Origin of the sequence: Streptomyces sp. NPDC089799, from assembly GCF_040684755.1 — a bacterium.
Lineage (GTDB): Bacteria > Actinomycetota > Actinomycetes > Streptomycetales > Streptomycetaceae > Streptomyces.
Genome location: NZ_JBFBGR010000003.1, coordinates 240,323 through 256,582, shown reverse-complemented (window position 1 = coordinate 256,582; position 16,260 = coordinate 240,323). Strand labels below are relative to the sequence as shown.

General features: G+C 73.3%; 17 protein-coding genes. 15 read left to right on the top strand and 2 right to left on the bottom strand.

What is annotated here, in order from left to right; translation table 11 throughout:
- Positions 1-50 precede the first annotated feature (50 nt).
- The 8 genes from AB0O36_RS04320 to AB0O36_RS04285 all read left to right on the top strand — a co-directional run bounded on the left by AB0O36_RS04320 (position 51) and on the right by AB0O36_RS04285 (position 8,048).
- Positions 51-1,238, top strand: a complete 1,188-nt coding sequence (locus tag AB0O36_RS04320; protein ID WP_365103826.1) for a histidine kinase — start codon at positions 51-53, stop codon at positions 1,236-1,238.
- Positions 1,235-1,954 (top strand): response regulator transcription factor, encoded by a 720-nt coding sequence (locus AB0O36_RS04315; RefSeq protein WP_365103823.1) that lies wholly within the window; start codon positions 1,235-1,237, stop codon positions 1,952-1,954. The genes AB0O36_RS04320 and AB0O36_RS04315 overlap by 4 nt, the downstream gene beginning before the upstream one ends.
- A 225-nt stretch (positions 1,955-2,179) precedes the next feature.
- Positions 2,180-4,378, top strand: coding sequence for an MMPL family transporter (locus tag AB0O36_RS04310; protein WP_365103821.1), 2,199 nt, complete (start codon positions 2,180-2,182; stop codon positions 4,376-4,378).
- A gap of 47 nt (positions 4,379-4,425) precedes the next feature.
- Positions 4,426-4,953, top strand: a complete 528-nt coding sequence (locus tag AB0O36_RS04305) for a hypothetical protein (RefSeq protein ID WP_365103818.1) — start codon at positions 4,426-4,428, stop codon at positions 4,951-4,953.
- A gap of 378 nt (positions 4,954-5,331) precedes the next feature.
- On the top strand, positions 5,332-5,493 hold the full coding sequence (locus tag AB0O36_RS04300) for a hypothetical protein (protein WP_365103816.1): 162 nt from the start codon (positions 5,332-5,334) through the stop codon (positions 5,491-5,493).
- Entirely contained in the window at positions 5,493-6,158 is a 666-nt protein-coding gene (locus AB0O36_RS04295) for a 4'-phosphopantetheinyl transferase superfamily protein (RefSeq protein WP_365103813.1), read from the top strand. The genes AB0O36_RS04300 and AB0O36_RS04295 overlap by 1 nt, the downstream gene beginning before the upstream one ends.
- A 290-nt stretch (positions 6,159-6,448) precedes the next feature.
- Positions 6,449-6,712 carry a DUF5988 family protein gene (locus AB0O36_RS04290; RefSeq protein WP_365103811.1) on the top strand — a complete coding sequence of 88 codons (264 nt, stop codon included), beginning with the start codon at positions 6,449-6,451 and terminating at the stop codon, positions 6,710-6,712.
- Between the two features lie 274 nt (positions 6,713-6,986).
- On the top strand, positions 6,987-8,048 hold the full coding sequence (locus AB0O36_RS04285; protein WP_365103808.1) for an NAD-dependent epimerase/dehydratase family protein: 1,062 nt from the start codon (positions 6,987-6,989) through the stop codon (positions 8,046-8,048).
- A 140-nt stretch (positions 8,049-8,188) separates the two neighbouring features.
- Here the strand turns inward: AB0O36_RS04285 and AB0O36_RS04280 are convergent, their stop codons facing one another.
- Complete coding sequence (locus AB0O36_RS04280) at positions 8,189-9,307, bottom strand: HAMP domain-containing sensor histidine kinase (RefSeq protein WP_365103805.1); 1,119 nt, start codon at positions 9,305-9,307, stop codon at positions 8,189-8,191.
- Positions 9,304-10,026, bottom strand: coding sequence for a response regulator transcription factor (locus tag AB0O36_RS04275; RefSeq protein ID WP_365103802.1), 723 nt, complete (start codon positions 10,024-10,026; stop codon positions 9,304-9,306). Before AB0O36_RS04275 ends, AB0O36_RS04280 begins: the two co-directional genes overlap by 4 nt.
- 116 nt (positions 10,027-10,142) lie before the next feature.
- Between AB0O36_RS04275 and AB0O36_RS04270 the strand changes: the two genes are divergently transcribed.
- From AB0O36_RS04270 to panD, 7 genes are all read left to right on the top strand, one after another.
- A complete protein-coding gene (locus tag AB0O36_RS04270; RefSeq protein WP_365103799.1) occupies positions 10,143-10,844 on the top strand; it encodes a glycosyltransferase family 2 protein in 702 nt (233 codons plus the stop codon).
- A complete protein-coding gene (locus AB0O36_RS04265; protein ID WP_365103796.1) occupies positions 10,841-11,470 on the top strand; it encodes a DUF2064 domain-containing protein in 630 nt (209 codons plus the stop codon). Before AB0O36_RS04270 ends, AB0O36_RS04265 begins: the two co-directional genes overlap by 4 nt.
- Positions 11,467-12,195: a methyltransferase domain-containing protein gene (locus tag AB0O36_RS04260; RefSeq protein ID WP_365103793.1), complete on the top strand. Its 729-nt coding sequence runs from the start codon at positions 11,467-11,469 to the stop codon at positions 12,193-12,195. The genes AB0O36_RS04265 and AB0O36_RS04260 overlap by 4 nt, the downstream gene beginning before the upstream one ends.
- On the top strand, positions 12,192-13,655 hold the full coding sequence (locus AB0O36_RS04255; protein ID WP_365103790.1) for a glycosyltransferase family 87 protein: 1,464 nt from the start codon (positions 12,192-12,194) through the stop codon (positions 13,653-13,655). Before AB0O36_RS04260 ends, AB0O36_RS04255 begins: the two co-directional genes overlap by 4 nt.
- A 32-nt stretch (positions 13,656-13,687) precedes the next feature.
- Positions 13,688-15,061, top strand: coding sequence for a molybdopterin-dependent oxidoreductase (locus AB0O36_RS04250; RefSeq protein WP_365103788.1), 1,374 nt, complete (start codon positions 13,688-13,690; stop codon positions 15,059-15,061).
- Complete coding sequence (locus AB0O36_RS04245) at positions 15,058-15,612, top strand: hypothetical protein (RefSeq protein ID WP_365103785.1); 555 nt, start codon at positions 15,058-15,060, stop codon at positions 15,610-15,612. Before AB0O36_RS04250 ends, AB0O36_RS04245 begins: the two co-directional genes overlap by 4 nt.
- Before the next feature lie 218 nt (positions 15,613-15,830).
- Entirely contained in the window at positions 15,831-16,250 is a 420-nt protein-coding gene (gene panD / locus AB0O36_RS04240; RefSeq protein WP_365103783.1) for an aspartate 1-decarboxylase, read from the top strand.
- The last annotated feature ends 10 nt before the right edge of the window (positions 16,251-16,260 follow it).

The following is a 16,260-nucleotide window of genomic DNA, read 5'->3' as shown; positions in this document are numbered from 1 at the left end:
ATGGAGGAGCGCCCGTGCTGAAGGCCGCCCTTGTCCCCTGGAACAGGCTCATGGCGAAGCAGCAACTGCTGTTGCTGCTCTCCTCGCTCGGGTCGATGGTGCTGTTCACGCTGGTGACCGTCCCCGCGGCCGTGCCCGTACTGGGCTCGCACTGGCCGCTCAGCGGGCCGGTGACCGTCGCCGTCTACGCGACCCTGGCGCTGCGCCACCGGTTCCCCCTCGGCACGGTGGGGGTCGCCACCATCGGGTCGCTCGTTCTGCTGGCCGACGGGATGGTCTACCCGGTGACCCTGCTCGCGCTCTTCTGCGCGCTGTACTGGGTCGCGCTGGACTCCTCGCCCGTACGGACGCTCGTGGTCGGCGTCACCGTCAAGGCGACGCTGCTCGTCGGTTCGCTCTTCACCCATCCCGGCATGACGGGCGTGGTCATCGTGATGTGGGCGGCGCTGGCCGTGACCACCGGCAGCGCCGCGCGCAGCCACCGCGCCTACGTGGCCGAGGCCGACGAGCGCGCCAGGCGAGCCGAACGGGCCAGGGAGGAGGAGGCGAACCGCCGGGTCGCGGAGGAACGGCTGCGGATCGCCCGCGAGCTGCATGACGCGGTGGGCCACCACGTCGCGCTGATCAATGTCCAGGCCGGCGCGCTGGGCTGCCTGTTGGAGGACGAGGACCGGTCCCAGGCCATGGAGTCGGTCGCGCACATCCAGCAGGCCAGTGAGGAAGCCCTGGAGGAACTGCGGCTGACGGTCGGGCTGCTGCGTCAGCCCGGAACGCCCGAGTCGGCAGAGCCGGCGGAGCCGGTGCCGGGCCTCGACCGGCTCGGCGACCTGATCTGCTCGTTCGCCGGCACGGGCCTGCAGGTCACCCGCGAGGTGACGGGCCGGGCCAGGCCGCTGCCCGAGGCGGTGGAGCTGACCGCCTACCGGGTGATCCAGGAGTCGCTGACCAACATCCGCAAGCACGCGGGCTGCGTTCCCGCGATCGTGCGGCTGGGGTACGGGCCCGGCGCGCTCAGGCTGGCGGTCGAGGACGAGGGCGAGGCAGCTGCCCGGGGGAGCGGACGCAGGGCCGTGGTCGGCATGGCCGGAGTCTCCACGGTCGGAGGGCACGGCATCGTGGGCATGCGGGAGCGGGTGACCGCCGTGGGCGGACGGTTGGCGGTGGGGCCGCGGCCCGAGGGTGGCTATCGCGTCTTCGCCGAGCTCCCGCTGCGGTCGGCCGGAATCGAGGGGGCGTGAACGGGAGCGTCACTGCCCCGCCGGACTCCACCGGCACGGCGCCGACCCGTGTGGTCATCGCCGACGACCAGGATCTCGTCCGCGCCGGCCTGCGGCTGGTGATCGACCGCGCACCGGGCCTGACCGTGGTGGGCGAGGCGGCCAACGGCCACGACGCGGTCCGGACCGCCCGGGCGGAACGCCCCGACGTCGTTCTGATGGACATCCGGATGCCGGACCTCGACGGGCTGGCCGCGACCCGGCGGATGGCCGCCGACGACAGCCTCGCGGGAGTACGGGTGCTGATCCTGACCACCTTCGAGGTCGACGACTACCTCTTCGAGGCGCTGCGGTCGGGCGCCAGCGGCTTCCTCGGCAAGGGCGCGCGCCCGGAGGTTCTCATCGAGGCGATCCGTACGGTCGCCTGTGGCGATGCCTTGCTCTCGCCGTCCGCGACCCGGGGCCTCATCACCAGGTTCCTCACGCTGCACGACAGCGAGCCGGTCAGTCCCTCGCCGCTGATCGCCACGCTCACCGAACGCGAACGCCAGGTGGTGGCCCTGGTCGCCGAAGGCATGACCAACGCCGAGATCGCCTGTCAGCTCACGCTCAGCCCACTCACCGTGAAGACCCATGCCAACCACGCCATGGCCAAGCTCGGCGCGCGCGACCGGGCACAACTCGTGGTTCTCGCCTACCAGACAGGACTGGTGGACGCACCGCGTCCCCGGCACTGACCCCCGCCGCACCACCCGCTGTCGCGGTGCCCCCGCGACGGCGGGGCCAGGCATGCCCACTTCCTCGCCCTTCCCTGATCCGGCCTACTGCGAACGCAGTAGGCCAAGCCGGGCGCCCGCGCCCGATGGCGCGGTCACACCCCGGGCAATCACTGCGGCCGGCCGGAGACGGGGAGCGTGCAGAACCGGACGATGGGCGGATGAAAGGAAGGGAGCGGAGTAATCATGTCAACCCTTGCACGCTGGTGTTATCGCCACCGCTTCGTCGTGATCATCGCCTGGGCGGGGCTCCTGGTCGGCCTGGCGGTGATGTCGCAGTCGGTCAAGACCGCCTATGACAACTCGCTCGTCCTGCCGGGAACGGGCTCCGGCAAGGCCCAGCAACTGCTGCAGCGGTCGGCGCCGGCCGAGGCGGGCGACGTGGACCAGATCGTCTGGCAGGTGAGCCGGGGCAGCGTCACCGACCCGGCCATTGAGCAGCGGATCTCGGCGATGCTCACCGAGGTGTCCCACATGCCCTCGGTGGCCTCGGTCGCCGGCCCCTACGCAGAGGGCGGCCGGATCCAGGTGAGCGCGGACAAGCGCACCGCCTACGCCACGGTGAACTTCACCGACGCGGCGGACAACCTGGACCACGCCGACATCAGCCGGGTGATCGACGCCGCGACCGCGGCCCGCCAACCCGGCCTTGAGGTCGAACTCGGCGGCAAGGGGATCTCGGCCGCCGAGGAGACCCCGGCGTCGGACGCGTCGCTGATCGGCATCGTCGCGGCGGCCGTCATCCTCCTGGTCGCCTTCGGATCGCTGCTGGCCATGGCGCTGCCGATCGTGACCGCTGTGGCGGGGGTGGGCAGCGGCATGATGCTGATGACCCCGCTCGGCCACGTGATGTCCGTGAACGGCATCGCACCGATCCTCGGCGCCCTGATCGGCCTTGGGGTCGGGGTCGACTACGCCCTGTTCATCGTGACCCGGCACCGCCGCGGCCTCGGGTCCGGGCTGGAGCCGGAGGAGTCGGCCGTGCAGGCCCTCAACACCTCCGGGCGCGCGGTCCTGTTCGCCGGCGGCACGGTGTGCATCGCCCTTCTCGGCCTGCTCAGCGTCAACCTGGAGTTCATCAACGGGCTGGCCGTCCCGGCGGCGATGACCGTGGTGTGCACCGTGGTCGCGGCCGTCACGCTGCTTCCCGCACTGCTGGGCGTGTTCGGCATCCGTGTGCTGAGCCGCAAGCAGCGCCGCGCGCTGCAGGCCGGCGGGGCGGTCCGGACCGAGGGCGACGACGGCCTGTGGGCACGTTGGTCGCGCATCGTGCCGAGGTTCCCCGCCGCGCTGACCGTCGTGGGTCTTGCGGTGATGATCGTGGTGTCGCTGCCCGTGTTCAGCCTGCGGCTCGGCTTCGCCGACGCCTCCAACGACGCGACGTCGACCCATACGTACAAGTCCTATCAGATGCTGGCCGAGGGATTCGGGCCGGGCTTCAACGGCCCGCTGGTCCTGGTCTCCCGGGTGCAGAGCCCGGCCGACCGCGCCGCGCTCGACAAGCTCGACCAGGCGCTGGCCGGCGTGCCCGGAGTGGCCGCCGTGCAGACCGCGCCCGCCCGGAGCGCGGAGGGCGCCGACCCGTCGATCGCGATCACCCAGGTCATCCCCACCACGGCTCCTCAGGACGAGGCCACCTCCACGCTGATCAACCACCTGCGTGACACGGTCGTGCCGCAGTACGCGCAGGGCACCACGCTGGAGGTCCACGTCGGCGGGCTGACGGCCACGTTCATCGACTTCGCGGCCGTGACCAGCGACAAACTTCCCTGGCTGCTCATCACCGTCGTGGGGTTCAGTTTCCTGCTGCTCGTGCTTGCCTTCCGCAGCCTGCTCATCCCGGCGGTCACCGCGGTGCTCAACCTGCTGTCGGCGGCGGCCTCGTTCGGCATCCTCACCGCTTTCTTCCAATGGGGCTGGGGAACCGACCTGTTCGGCCTCGGCGCGCCGAGCCCGATCGAGGGATACCTGCCGGAGCTGGTGCTGGCGGTCCTGTTCGGCCTGTCCATGGACTACCAGGTGTTCCTGGTCAGCAGGATGGCCGAGGAGTGGGCGATCAGCCGCGACAACGCCCGGTCGGTGCTGGCCGGCGTGACCCACACCGCAAGGGTGATCACCGCCGCGGCGCTGATCATGATCGCCGTGTTCACCGCCTTCATCTTCACGGGTCATCGCGGCATCGCCGAGTTCGGCGTCGGGCTGGCGGCCGCCGTGGCGCTGGACGCCTTCGTCCTGCGGACGGTGCTCGTGCCCGCGGTGATGTACATGTGCGGCAAGGCCAACTGGTGGCTGCCGCGGTGGCTGGACCGCAGCCTTCCGCACCTGGCCATCGAGCCGACCGTGGAGGAGCCACCCGCCCGCGTGCCCGGTCCCGCCCTCGTCTGACCGCACCCGCAGGTGTTCGGTCTCTTTCGTTGTCCCGGAGGTTGCTGATGCCGTCGACGTTGGGGCTCGCGAAGGTCCTGGAGGCATGGACGTGGCGCGAAGTCGAGCGACTGCGCTGCGAGGGCGCCCAGTTGGCACTCGCGCTCGGTGAGGTGGAGAGGGAACTGTCGCGGCTGGCCAGCGCCCGGGAGGCGATGCGCCGGGCACACCGGGCACTGCGCACGGACCTCGGTGACTGCGAGGACCCGACGGCGGCCGGCGGTGCCGACGCGGCCGGCGGGGGTCTGGGCGGGGGGATCCGGGTGACCGTGCCGACGCGGGAACCGGGCATGGACCTGACGGCGCTTCCGGGAATCTACCGGAACCTGGCGCAGGTCCTGAACGAGTCACGGACGACCCTGCAGGCCCATGAGCTGACGCGGCTTCTCGGACTGGAGCCGACGGCCTCGTCGGTGGAGGGTGTGCGGGCGAGGGCGAAACGCCTGGTCGCGCGCGGGTGGGCGGTGCAGGCCGACCGGGGCCGGTTCGCCTCCTCACCGGCCTGTGCGCGTGCTGACGGAGTGCGCCGCCCCTGAGCCGGGGGCGGAGGACACCGCCATCCGGTGCAGCGAACCGGCAGGCGCACGCCGTCGTCGAGCCGGTGGGCGTCCCGGCAGCTCCGGACGTCCGTGTCCCGGAGGCGATGCGGTGACAGGGGAGGACATTAGGGGTTACGTCAGGGCGACCGCGCATGTCAGCCTACGGGCGTCCACCGGTCCGGCCCACAGGGTCGGGCGTGATGCGCGAGAACCGTGGCTCACGTCCGGCTTCAGCGCCCGCCCCGGTTCCTCACCTGCCGCGCGCCGGACCGCAAAGCCGCACCGTCCGTCTGGGCTGCCCCCGTTCCGGACGGACGGTGCTCCCCGCGCCCGTGGCCGTTCGGGAGGCCCCGGTCGGACGAGAGGAAGCACCGAGTGCAACGTACGCGCGGCAGCCGGCCGGCCATCAGCGCTCTGCACGCCGCCCACCAGGAGAACCGCGGGAGCGTCGCCGGGCTGCGCCCCGAGGCCGACGGCGGCCGGCTCCTGGTCGCGGGAGACCCGCCGTTCGCCGGGCCGGACCGCGGGGAGCCCTGATGCTGAAGCGCATACTGCCGAGCGGGGTCGCCGTCGTCGAGTCCTTCGGCGATCCCCCGGAGGCCGTGCTCTACCCCGAGGAAGCCCTGCTGGTCCGGAACGCGGTGGAGAAGCGGCGCAAGGAGTTCACCACGGTCCGGTACTGCGCCCGCCGAGCCCTGGGGCAACTGGGACTGCCGCCAGGACCGGTGCTCCCCGACAGGTGGGGTGCCCCGTGCTGGCCCGCAACGGTCGTCGGCAGCCTCACCCACTGCGAGGGATACCGGGCAGCAGCGCTCGCGTACGGGACGGACGTGACGATGCTCGGGATCGATGCCGAGCCCCACGCGCCGCTTCCCCGCGGGACCCTGGAGGCCGTCGCAAGCCCCGCCGAGCGAATGGGGGTACGGTCCGCGCCGGCCGGTACGCACTGGGACCGGCTGCTGTTCAGTGCGAAGGAGTCCGTCTACAAGGCGTGGTATCCGCACACGGGGCAACGGCTCGAATTCGAAGACGCGGAAATCGGTTTCGAGCCGGCGGCGGGCACCTTCCGGGCCAGGCTGCTGGTCCGGCCCGAGGGATCCGGCCCGCGTTCGCTCCCGAGTGTGCTGAGGGGCCGTTGGCTGGTGCGGGACGGACTGGTGGTCACCGTGGTGGCGGTGACACCCGGCCGGCAACACCGGTGACACACGTCGTGGGTACCCCGGAGCCCCGCACGGCAGGCTGAGATCAGGCTCGCACGGCGGCGGTGGCCGCCGACGTGCCCTCACGCCGGACACCCCTTCTCCATGCCCCTCATCCGGGAAATAGGGGCAGGTAGGGGTTAACCGGCAGATGTGCCGACCGTAGCCTCTCGGAACACAAGGGTGGGCGCGGGCTGACATCGTCCCTTCCGGGGTCCGATGGGGGGAGTCGATCAGGGGTGTCGGGAGATCGGAATCCACGGAAGAACGGGCACGAGCAGAGAGGCGATTTCATGGATGAGGCGGCAGGGGTGAATGCCCTCGGGTCGGCGAGGGCGGTCGTACGGCTCGAAGGGGGTCCCCACGACGTTTCCGGAACGGTTGACCTGGAAGAGTTGACGGGTGTTCTGCTCTCTCCGGAGAAGATCAAGATCCGTCATCTCGGCGGATACGAGCACTATGAACCCGTCGATGGCACCACCACCGAATGCGGCGACTCCGCAGATTCTTCACCTCCCGTCTTTCGGTGGTCGGGTCGGACGAAGATCGCCGAGTGACGGGCTCCACTCAGCTCGGGGCCTCTGCCGGAGGGCAGCAATGCGCATCCGTTGCCCCCGGCCGGTGACGGCAGGCAGTCCCCGCTGACCTCGGACATCGTGCCGCTCGGCGTCGCCGGTCGCACCCTCTGAGGGTGGCCGGCGACGCCGTGCCCGATTCCGCCGGCCTGGCTCGGTGTGCGACCCCCTGCAGCTGTTCCTCCACCATGACGGAACCCTTACGGCCCGGTGCGGGAGCGGCCGCCGTCGGACCGGATTCCGTAGCGTGCCTGACATGCGAGTACTCGTCACAGGAGGAGCCGGTTTCATCGGCTCGAAGGTGGTCGCCGTGCTGGCGGCCGGAGGGCATGCGCCGGTGGTGCTCGACGCGCTGCTGCCGGCCGCCCATCCCCGTGCTCCGCAACTGCCGGACGCCGAGTTCGTCCACGGCGACGTCCGGGACGCGGAGGCGGTGCGCGGCGCCCTGCGCGGTGTGGACGCGGTCTGCCACCAGGCCGCGATGGTCGGCCTGGGGAAGGACTTCGCGGACGCACCGGACTATGTCGCCTGCAACGACCTGGGCACCGCGGTGCTCCTGGCCGCCATGGCCGAAGCCGGGGTGCGCCGGCTCGTGCAGGCGGGGTCGATGGTGGTGTACGGCGAGGGGCACTACGCGTGCGGAGAGCACGGGGCGGTGCGGCCGGGCCCGCGGACGGTGGCGGACCTGGAGGCCGGCCGCTTCGAGCCGCGCTGTCCGCGCTGCGGGGCCGAGCTGGTGCCGGGGCTGGTGAGTGAGGACGCGCCGGCGGACCCGCGGAACGTCTACGCGACGACCAAGCTGGCGCAGGAGCACCTGGCCGCGGCCTGGGCGAGGAGTGTGGGGGGCACGGCGGTGTCGCTGCGGTACCACAACGTGTACGGGCCCGGGATGCCGCGGGACACCCCGTACGCGGGCGTGGCCTCGTTCTTCCGGTCGGCACTGGCCCGGGGCGAAGCGCCGCGGGTGTTCGAGGACGGCGCGCAGCGACGGGACTTCGTCCACGTGCGCGACGTCGCCGGGGCGAACGCCGCCGTGCTGGCGGGCATCGAGGACCGGCCGGCCGGTGGCCACACGGCGTACAACGTGGGCAGCGGCGACCCGCACACCGTGGGGGCGATGGCCGCCGTGCTCGCGGCCGAGCACGGCGGTCCGGCGCCCGTGGTGACGGGGGAGTTCAGGCTGGGCGACGTCCGGCACATCACGGCGGACTCGTCCCGGCTGCGGCGCGAGCTGGGCTGGCGTCCCGAGGTCGGTTTCGCCGAGGGCATGGCCGAGTTCGCCCGCGCCGGGCAGCGGGCCTCGGCCGGGGTGGGGTGACCGGCTGCCGGGCGTGCACGCCCCGGCCCGCGTTCCGCGGCCGACCGCGGACCGGAGCCGACCGGCCCGGTTCCGCGGCCGACCGCGGACCCGAGCCGACCGGCCCGGCCCGTGCCGGCGTCCGGGCAGCGGTCGGCCCGTCAGACGTTCTCGCCCGCGAGCGGCAGGGTCACTTCGAAGCGGCAGCCGCCGGGCACGTTGTCCACCCGTGCCCGCCCGGCGTGTGCCTCGACGATGCCCCGTACGATCGCCAGCCCGAGTCCGGCGCCGGCAGGGGGTGTGCGGGCCGGGCTGCCGCGCCAGCCGGTGTCGAAGACCTTGGGCAGGTCCTCCTCGGGGATGCCGCCGCAGCCGTCGGTGACGGACAGGACGGCGCTGCCCTCGCGCCGGCCGACGCGTACGGCGACGGTGCCGTCGGCCGGGGTGTGGCGGATGGCGTTGACCAGGAGGTTGGCCAGGACGCGGGTCATCTCCTTGCCGTCCACGTCGACCGGCGCGTGGGCGACGTCGTCGGCGCGCAGCCGTACGCCGCGTTCGCGGGCGAGCGGGTCGGCGCCCAGGAGGGCGTCGGCCGCCAGGTCCTGGAGGGCGACGCGGCCGGTGGTCAGTTCGAGGGCGCCGGCGTGGATGCGGGAGAGCTCGAAGAGGTCGCCGACCATGGTGTCGAGGCGCTCGACCTCGGTGCGGATCTGCCGGTGGTAGCGGGCGGGGTCGGCGGCCACCCCGTCCTCCAGGGCCTCGGCCATGGCGCGCAGCCCGGCGAGCGGGGTGCGCAGGTCGTGGGAGATCCAGGCGACGAGTTCACGGCGGGAGGCCTCCAGGGCGCGTTCGCGCTCCCGGGAAGCGGCGAGCCTGGCGCTGGTGGCGGCCAGTTCGCGGGTGACGGCGGTCAGTTCCGCGGTGGCCCTGCCGGGCGGCGCGGCGAAGACGCCGCCCTCGCCGAAATCCCGGGCCGCATGGGCGAGATCGCGGCCGCGTGCCACGACCCACCGTCCGAGCACGAGCGCGGTGGCGAGCGAGACGACGGCGGTCATGGCGGCCACGAGCGTGACGACGGTCAGGTCGTGCGGGGACAGGAACATCGCCCGGGCGACGGCGAGGGTTCCGGTGAGCATCGCGGTGACGGTGACCGCGGCGACGACGGTCAGGGAGACGGTGACCGACCGGTGCCGCAGCACGCGCAGCGCGACCGCGCCGAGCGCGCCGGCGCAGGCCGCACCGGCGAGGGCGAAGGCGGCGATCAGCAGGACGTCCTTCATCGGGAACCCTCCGGTCCTGCCGGTTCGAAGCGGTAGCCCACGCCCCAGACCGTCTGGATCAGGCGGGGAGAAGCCGGGTCGTCCTCGATCTTGGCGCGCAGGCGGCGTACGTGCACGGTGACGGTGGACAGGTCGCCGAACTCCCAGCCCCACACGTCCCGCATCAGTTCCTCGCGGCCGTGCGCCCGGTCGGGGTGGGTGAGGAAGTGCGCGAGGAGGTCGAACTCCCGCAGGGTGAGGGCGAGGTCCCGGCCGTCCTTGGTGGCCCGGCGCGTCTCGGGGTGGACGCGGATTCCGGCCGCGCTCAGCACCGTCGCGGAGGAGGTGGCGGGGACCGCCGTGCGGCTGCGCCGCAGTACGGACTCCACGCGCAGGACCAGCTCGCGCGGGCTGAACGGCTTGGTGACGTAGTCGTCCGCCCCCAGCTCCAGGCCCGCGATCCGGTCGTCCTCGTCTCCGCGCGCCGTCAGCATGATCACCGGTACCGGTCGTTCGGCGCGCAGCCTGCGGCACACTTCCAGACCGTCCATACCGGGGAGCATCAGGTCGAGGACGACCAGGTCGGGTCGATCGCGGGCGGCGGATTCGAGCGCGGCGGGGCCGTCGGCGGCGTGTCCGACGGTGTGGCCGGCCCGGCGCAGGTAGCCCGTGACGACCTCGGCGACGGTCGGATCGTCGTCCACGACGAGAACCCGGGCGGACTGCGATGGCGTACTCATGGGCCCAGCCTCGCACTCCCCGGGCTCCGCACTCCCCGACCGGGATGTCTCGTACGGCCGACGTCCGCGTTTCGTAAGGAGTCGATGTCCGCTTTTGCCCCCGCCGTGTTCCTACGGTGGCTGCCGTGAGCGAACACACCGTGGACGTCGTCCTTCCCTGCCTCGACGAGGCCGAGGCCCTTCCCTGGGTACTCTCCCGCATCCCCGCCGGCTGGCGGCCCCTGGTCGTGGACAACGGGTCCACCGACGGATCCGCCGACATCGCGCGCGACCTCGGCGCCACGGTGGTCCCCGAGTCGCGGCGGGGCTTCGGGGCCGCCTGCCACGCCGGGCTGCTGGCGGCCGGGGCCGAGTTCGTCTGCTTCTGCGACTGCGACGCCTCCCTCGACCCGGCCCTGCTGGCCGGCTTCGTACGGACGGTCGCGGCCGGCGAGGCCGACCTGGTGCTCGGCCGCCGGCGACCGCGGAGCCGGGGAGCCTGGCCCCTGCACGCCCGCGCCGGGAACCTGGCCCTGTCCCGGATGCTGCACCGCCGCACCGGCCTGCGCCTGCACGACCTCGGCCCGCTGCGGGCGATGCGGCGCGAGGACCTGCTCCGCCTCGACCTCACCGACCGGCGCTCCGGCTACCCCCTCCAGATGGTCGTGCGGGCCGCCGACGCCGGCTGGCGGGTACGGGAGGAGGACGTGCCCTATCTGCCCCGGACCGGAAAGTCCAAGGTCACCGGCACCTGGCGGGGTACCTGGCAGGCAGTCGGGGACATGCGCGCGGTGCTGGCCGAGCCACCGCACGCCACGGCCCTCGGCGGCGCGCGGTGACCAGTCTGCTCGTGATCGCCAAGGAACCCGTACCGGGCAGGGTCAAGACCCGCCTCACCCCGCCGTTCACCCCTGCGGAGGCGGCGGCCCTGGCCGAGGCCGCCCTCGCCGACACCCTGGCGGCCGCGGCGGCCACCCCCGCCGACCGGCACGTCCTCGTCCTCGACGGAACCCCGGGCCCCTGGCTGCCGTCCGGCTTCGAGGTCGTACCCCAGTCCGGCGGGGGGCTCGACGAACGCCTCGCGGCCGCGTTCGCCGCCTGCGCCGGCCCGGCGCTGCTGATCGGCATGGACACCCCCCAGGTCACCCCCGAACTCCTCTCGCCCGCCCTGGACTTCGACACCTGCCAGGCCTGGTTCGGCCCCGCGGCGGACGGCGGATTCTGGGCCCTGGGCCTGGCGGAGCCGGACCCGGCCCTGCTGCTCGGCGTACCCATGTCCGTACCGGCGACCGGTGCGGTGCAGTACGAGCGGCTGCGGGCGGCCGGGCTGCGTACCCGCCTGCTGCCGCGCCTGCGGGACGTGGACACCGCCGCCGACGCCGCCGAGGTGGCCGCCCTGGCACCGGCCGGCCGATTCGCCACACGTCACCGGCGGCTCGGCAACCGGGCACCGGTGGCACGATGACCGCCCCGGCCACCTCCCGACCGCGCGGCACGACGGCACCGGCATGGCGGGCCGACCCGTACGCCCTGGCCCTGCGCGCCGGTCGAGGTCCCCTCTACCTGCACAGATCGGACGGCTGGCTCCTGCCGCTGGACGTCGAACGCTGGTGCGCCGGGACCGACGCCGCCGACGAAAGCGTGCTGACCCGCTGCCGCGGGGCCGTGCTCGACATCGGCTGCGGTCCAGGCCGCCTCGTCGCGGCCCTGGCCGAACGCGGCCGGAGTGTCCTCGGCATCGACGTCTCCCCGGCCGCGGTGGCACAGACGGTGCGCCGCGGCGGAACGGCCCTGTGCCGCTCGGTGTTCGACCCCCTCCCCGGTGAACGCCGCTGGAACACGGTCCTGCTGATGGACGGCAACATCGGTATCGGCGGTGATCCCGCGGCCCTTCTGGAGCGCATCGCGAGGCTGCCGGCCGCCGGGGGGCGCCTGCTCGTCGAGGCCGCGCCCGTCGAGGTCGACGAGCGGTGCGAGGTGCGCCTCGACGACGGTCGCGGCACCCTCGGCACCCCCTTCCCATGGGCCCGGACCGGCCGCGGCGCCCTGCTGCGCCACGCCGAGAACACCGGATGGCGGAGCGTCCGCAGCTGGACGGTGACCGGACGGCACTTCGCCGAACTCGTCCCCGCCACCCCGCCCACCACCGCTTCCGCCGGAACCCCGTCCTCCCCCGGAGTCACGCCGTGACGCGACAGCCGGAGACTTCCACGTTCCGGGCCACCACCGTCACCGCCGCCCTCGTGGCCGCTCTGATCGCGGCCCTCGTCCTCACCGTCCGCAAGGACGGCTACTTCACGGACCCGGCGGGCCTGTCCCGGCTCTACGCCGCCTGCTGGGCCCTGTTCGCGGCGGCCGCCTGGTCCCTGCGCCGGGTACCCGCCCGGCACGCCGCAGCCCTCGTCCTCGCCGGCGGTGTCGCCGTCGCCGCGACCGGTCTGGTGGCCGCGCCCCGCACCAGCACCGACTCCTTCCGCTACGCCTGGGACGGCCGCGTCCAGGCAGCGGGCATCTCGCCCTACGACCACGCCCCGGCCGACGCCGCCCTCCTGCCGTACCGCGACAGCTGGCTGTTCCCCACCGGGCCGGCGTGCGGCGCACCGGACCTCGCCGCCGTGTCCGAGGGAGTCTGCACCCGGATCAACCGTCCCGCCGTCCACACGATCTACCCCCCGGCCGGCGAACTGTACTTCCTCCTCGTGCACGCCCTTTCGCCCGACGACGTCCGCCACAAGGCCCTCCAGGCGGGCGGCGCCCTCCTCGCCGCGGCCACCACATACGTGCTGTCGAGGATCCTGCGCCGCAGAGGGGACCCCCGCACCGCGGCCTACTGGGCCTGGTGCCCGGCCGTCCCCGTCGAAGCCGTCAACAACGCCCACGCCGACGTCCTCGCCGTCCTGCTGTCCGTCGCGGCACTCGGCCTGACGGTCCGCCACCGGGCGTGGGGCGGCGCCCTGCTCGGCCTGGCCACCGCGGTCAAACTCCTGCCCGCCGTCCTCATCCCCGGCGCCCTGTCCGGGGTACGCCGCGCCCGCGACGCGGCAGCCGTCCTGCTCCCGGCCGCAACGGTCCTCACCGCCCTCTACGTGCCGTACGTGCTGGTCTCCCATTCCTCCGTGCTCGGCTACCTCGGCGGCTACGCCGAGGAGGAGGGCTACCAGGACGCCTCCTCCGGCAACCGCTACGCCCTCCTGCGCCTGCTGCTCCCCGACCCCTGGGCCCTGCCCGCCGTGATCGCCGGCATGCTCGCCGTCAGCCTGTACGTGATCCGGCGGGGCGACCCCGAACGGCCGTGGAGCGGCGCCCTCCTGGTCACCGGGACCGCGTTCCTCCTGACCACTCCCGGCTACTCCTGGTACGCCCTCCTCCTGATCGCCCTCGTGGCTCTCGACGGCCGCTGGGAGTGGCTGGGCGTGCCGGTCGCGGGCGCGGCGGCCTACCTGACCAGCCGCGCGTTCGCCGGCGCGGGCACGGTGACGTACGCCGTCGCGGCCCTGGCCGTCGTGTGCGGCTGGGCGGCCCGCAGACGATCCGACGGGCCCCACGACGCGGGCGCGGACCGTGCCGCCGGGCGACGCCCGGGCAGCGCGCCACGAGCCTTCCCGTACCTGCGGAAGGCCACGTCCTCCTCGGCGGGGGAGCCACGGTGAACCCTGGAATGCGGAAAGCGCGGAGGCGCCCCATGGACGAGAAGGCAAACCAAGAGCCCGCCCCCGGTGGCCCGCCGGCGCAGGTGGAAAGGGATCCCGAAGACGGGCGGCCGACCCGCCGGGTCCGGCTGCGGTCGGCCCTGGCGTCCGCCGGAGCGGCCGGCCCGCCGCCGGGTCCGTCCCGCCCGGAGTTCTGGCGCAGCCCGCTGCGCGGCCCGTGGCTGACCGCGGTGCTCGGGATCGTCCTGCTCTTCGGCATCACCATCCTCTTCGTGACCGGCCTGCTGTCGTACACCGCGTACAACCCGGACCTCGCGGCGGTCAACGACCAGACCCCGGACAAGGGATGGCTCGGCTTCCACCTCTTCTCCTGGCCCACCTCCCCGTACTGGCTCTACCGGGTCACCCAGGGCGTGCACGTCACGCTCGGCATCGTGCTCGTACCCGTGCTCCTGGCGAAGCTGTGGTCGGTGATCCCGAAGCTCTTCGCCTGGCCGCCGGTGCGCTCCGCCGCCCAGGCCGTCGAGCGGATCTCCCTGCTCCTGCTGGTGGGAGGCGCCGGCTTCGAGTTCGTCACCGGCATCCTCAACGTGCAGCTCCACTACGTCTTCCCCGGCTCCTTCTACACGCTCCACCTCTACGGCGCCTGGGTGTTCATCGGCGCCTTCACCGTCCACGTGGTCTTCCGGCTCGGGCGGGCCGTGCGGGCCCTGCGCGCCGGACCGCGGCAGCCGGCGCCCGACAGCGAGGAGGCGGCCGGCCTGGTCTCGCCCCGACCGGCCGCGCCCACGATCTCCCGGCGCGGCGCGCTGGGGATGGTGGGGCTGGGTTCGCTGGCGCTGTTCGCGGTGACCGCCGGGCAGAGCGTGGGCGGCCGGTGGCGGCGGACCGCGCTGCTCGCCCCGCACGGCCGGGAACCGGGCTCCGGGCCGAACGGCTTCCAGATCAACAAGACCGCCGCCTCCGTCGGCATCCGCCCCGGCGACATCGGCCCCGCCTGGCGGCTCACCGTACGGGGCGCCGGCCGCCAGACCGACCTCGGCTACGACCGGCTGCTGGCCCTGCCGCAGAACGACGCGCTGCTGCCCATCGCCTGCGTGGAGGGCTGGTCGACCCCCGACCAGCACTGGAGCGGCGTCCGCCTCACCGACCTCGCCGCGCTCGTCGGCCTGGGCACGCGCACCCCGCAGGTCCTGGTCGAGTCCGTCCAGCGGGGCGGATCCTTCAGCTCGGTCGTCCTGAGTGGGGAACAGGTCCGGGACCCCCGCTCGCTCCTGGCCGTTCGGGTCAACGGGGCGGTCATCTCCCTCGACCACGGCTACCCGGCCCGGGTGATCGTCCCCGGCGCCCCCGGCGTCCACAACACCAAATGGGTCACCCGCCTCACCTTCGGGGAACCGGCATGATCCCTCCCGCTCACGCGGCCACCACCGCCTTCCGCCGCCGCTACGGCGCCCCGCCCCTCCACCTGCTCCTCGTCCTCGCCTCCTTCGCCCTGGCCTGCTACGCCGGCCTCCGCCTCCTCAAGGGGGACGCGCTCGGCGTGGCGATGTGGTTCGTCGGGGCGGCGCTCCTGCACGACCTCGTCCTCCTGCCGCTGTACGCGGTCACGGACCTGGTCGTCCAACGGGTCCTGGGACACCAGCCGGGGGAGGGCGGGAGCAGACCGAGGTTCGGTGTCAACCACGTCCGTGTCCCGGCCTTCGTCTCCGGCGTCCTGCTGCTCGTGTACTGGCCCCTGATCCTCCGCCGGGTCGGCCACTACACGATCTACACCGGCCTGCCGGCGGACGTCTTCCTGGGACGGTGGCTGCTGATCACCGCCTGCCTCTTCGCGGCCTCCGCCGCCGTCCTCGCAGCACGGCTCTGGACCGGCGGCAAGGACGCGCGGAAGGCCCGGGCCCGGGTCCGCGCGCAGGCCCGGGCCCTGGCGCGGGAGCGCCGGGGTGGGCAGTGACGGCGTGCGTCAAACAGGCGTGAAGATTGCCGGCAGCCTGCCGCGGGGGGATCGACACGTCTGCATGACGTGCCGTCAGGCAAGCGCAGGCCGGGAGCCCTCTCGTCGGAGGGGATCGATTTTCCTCGGGACCTCCGATCCGATGCCTGCCGGTGTAGAGTGCGGGACGCCCTTGACCTGCAGAAAGCCGGCAGGGAGCCGTCTTACAGGAGTCCGACATGCTGCGCACCATGTTCAAGTCCAAGATCCACCGGGCCACCGTCACCCAGGCCGACCTGCACTACGTGGGTTCCGTGACCGTCGACGCCGAGCTGATGGAGGCGGCGGACCTGCTGCCCGGGGAGCTCGTGCACATCGTCGACATCACCAACGGCGCCCGGCTGGAGACGTACGTCATCGAGGGTGAGCGCGGCTCGGGGGTGATCGGGATCAACGGGGCGGCCGCCCACCTTGTGCACCCCGGTGACCTGGTCATCCTCATCTCCTACGCCCAGGTCGACGACGCCGAGGCGCGGGCCCTGAAGCCGAGCGTGGTGCACGTCGACGCGGAGAACCGGATCATCGAACTGGGTACGGACGCGTCCGCTCCCGTGCCGGGCACGGACCAGCTCCGCAGCCCGCACGCCGTGGGCGCCTGACCCGTACTCC

Bases quoted from the DNA above. Each gene is read 5' to 3' on its own strand.
- AB0O36_RS04260 (WP_365103793.1), top strand. From the start codon at position 11,467: ATGACCGCCCCGGCCACCTCCCGACCGCGCGGCACGACGGCACCGGCA.
- AB0O36_RS04285 (WP_365103808.1), top strand. From the start codon at position 6,987: ATGCGAGTACTCGTCACAGGAGGAGCCGGTTTCATCGGCTCGAAGGTG.
- AB0O36_RS04295 (WP_365103813.1), top strand. From the start codon at position 5,493: ATGCTGAAGCGCATACTGCCGAGCGGGGTCGCCGTCGTCGAGTCCTTC.
- AB0O36_RS04245 (WP_365103785.1), top strand. From the start codon at position 15,058: ATGATCCCTCCCGCTCACGCGGCCACCACCGCCTTCCGCCGCCGCTAC.
- AB0O36_RS04250 (WP_365103788.1), top strand. From the start codon at position 13,688: ATGGACGAGAAGGCAAACCAAGAGCCCGCCCCCGGTGGCCCGCCGGCG.
- AB0O36_RS04280 (WP_365103805.1), bottom strand. From the start codon at position 9,307: ATGAAGGACGTCCTGCTGATCGCCGCCTTCGCCCTCGCCGGTGCGGCC.
- panD (WP_365103783.1), top strand. From the start codon at position 15,831: ATGCTGCGCACCATGTTCAAGTCCAAGATCCACCGGGCCACCGTCACC.
- AB0O36_RS04305 (WP_365103818.1), top strand. From the start codon at position 4,426: ATGCCGTCGACGTTGGGGCTCGCGAAGGTCCTGGAGGCATGGACGTGG.
- AB0O36_RS04275 (WP_365103802.1), bottom strand. From the start codon at position 10,026: ATGAGTACGCCATCGCAGTCCGCCCGGGTTCTCGTCGTGGACGACGAT.
- AB0O36_RS04290 (WP_365103811.1), top strand. From the start codon at position 6,449: ATGGATGAGGCGGCAGGGGTGAATGCCCTCGGGTCGGCGAGGGCGGTC.
- AB0O36_RS04320 (WP_365103826.1), top strand. From the start codon at position 51: ATGGCGAAGCAGCAACTGCTGTTGCTGCTCTCCTCGCTCGGGTCGATG.
- AB0O36_RS04310 (WP_365103821.1), top strand. From the start codon at position 2,180: ATGTCAACCCTTGCACGCTGGTGTTATCGCCACCGCTTCGTCGTGATC.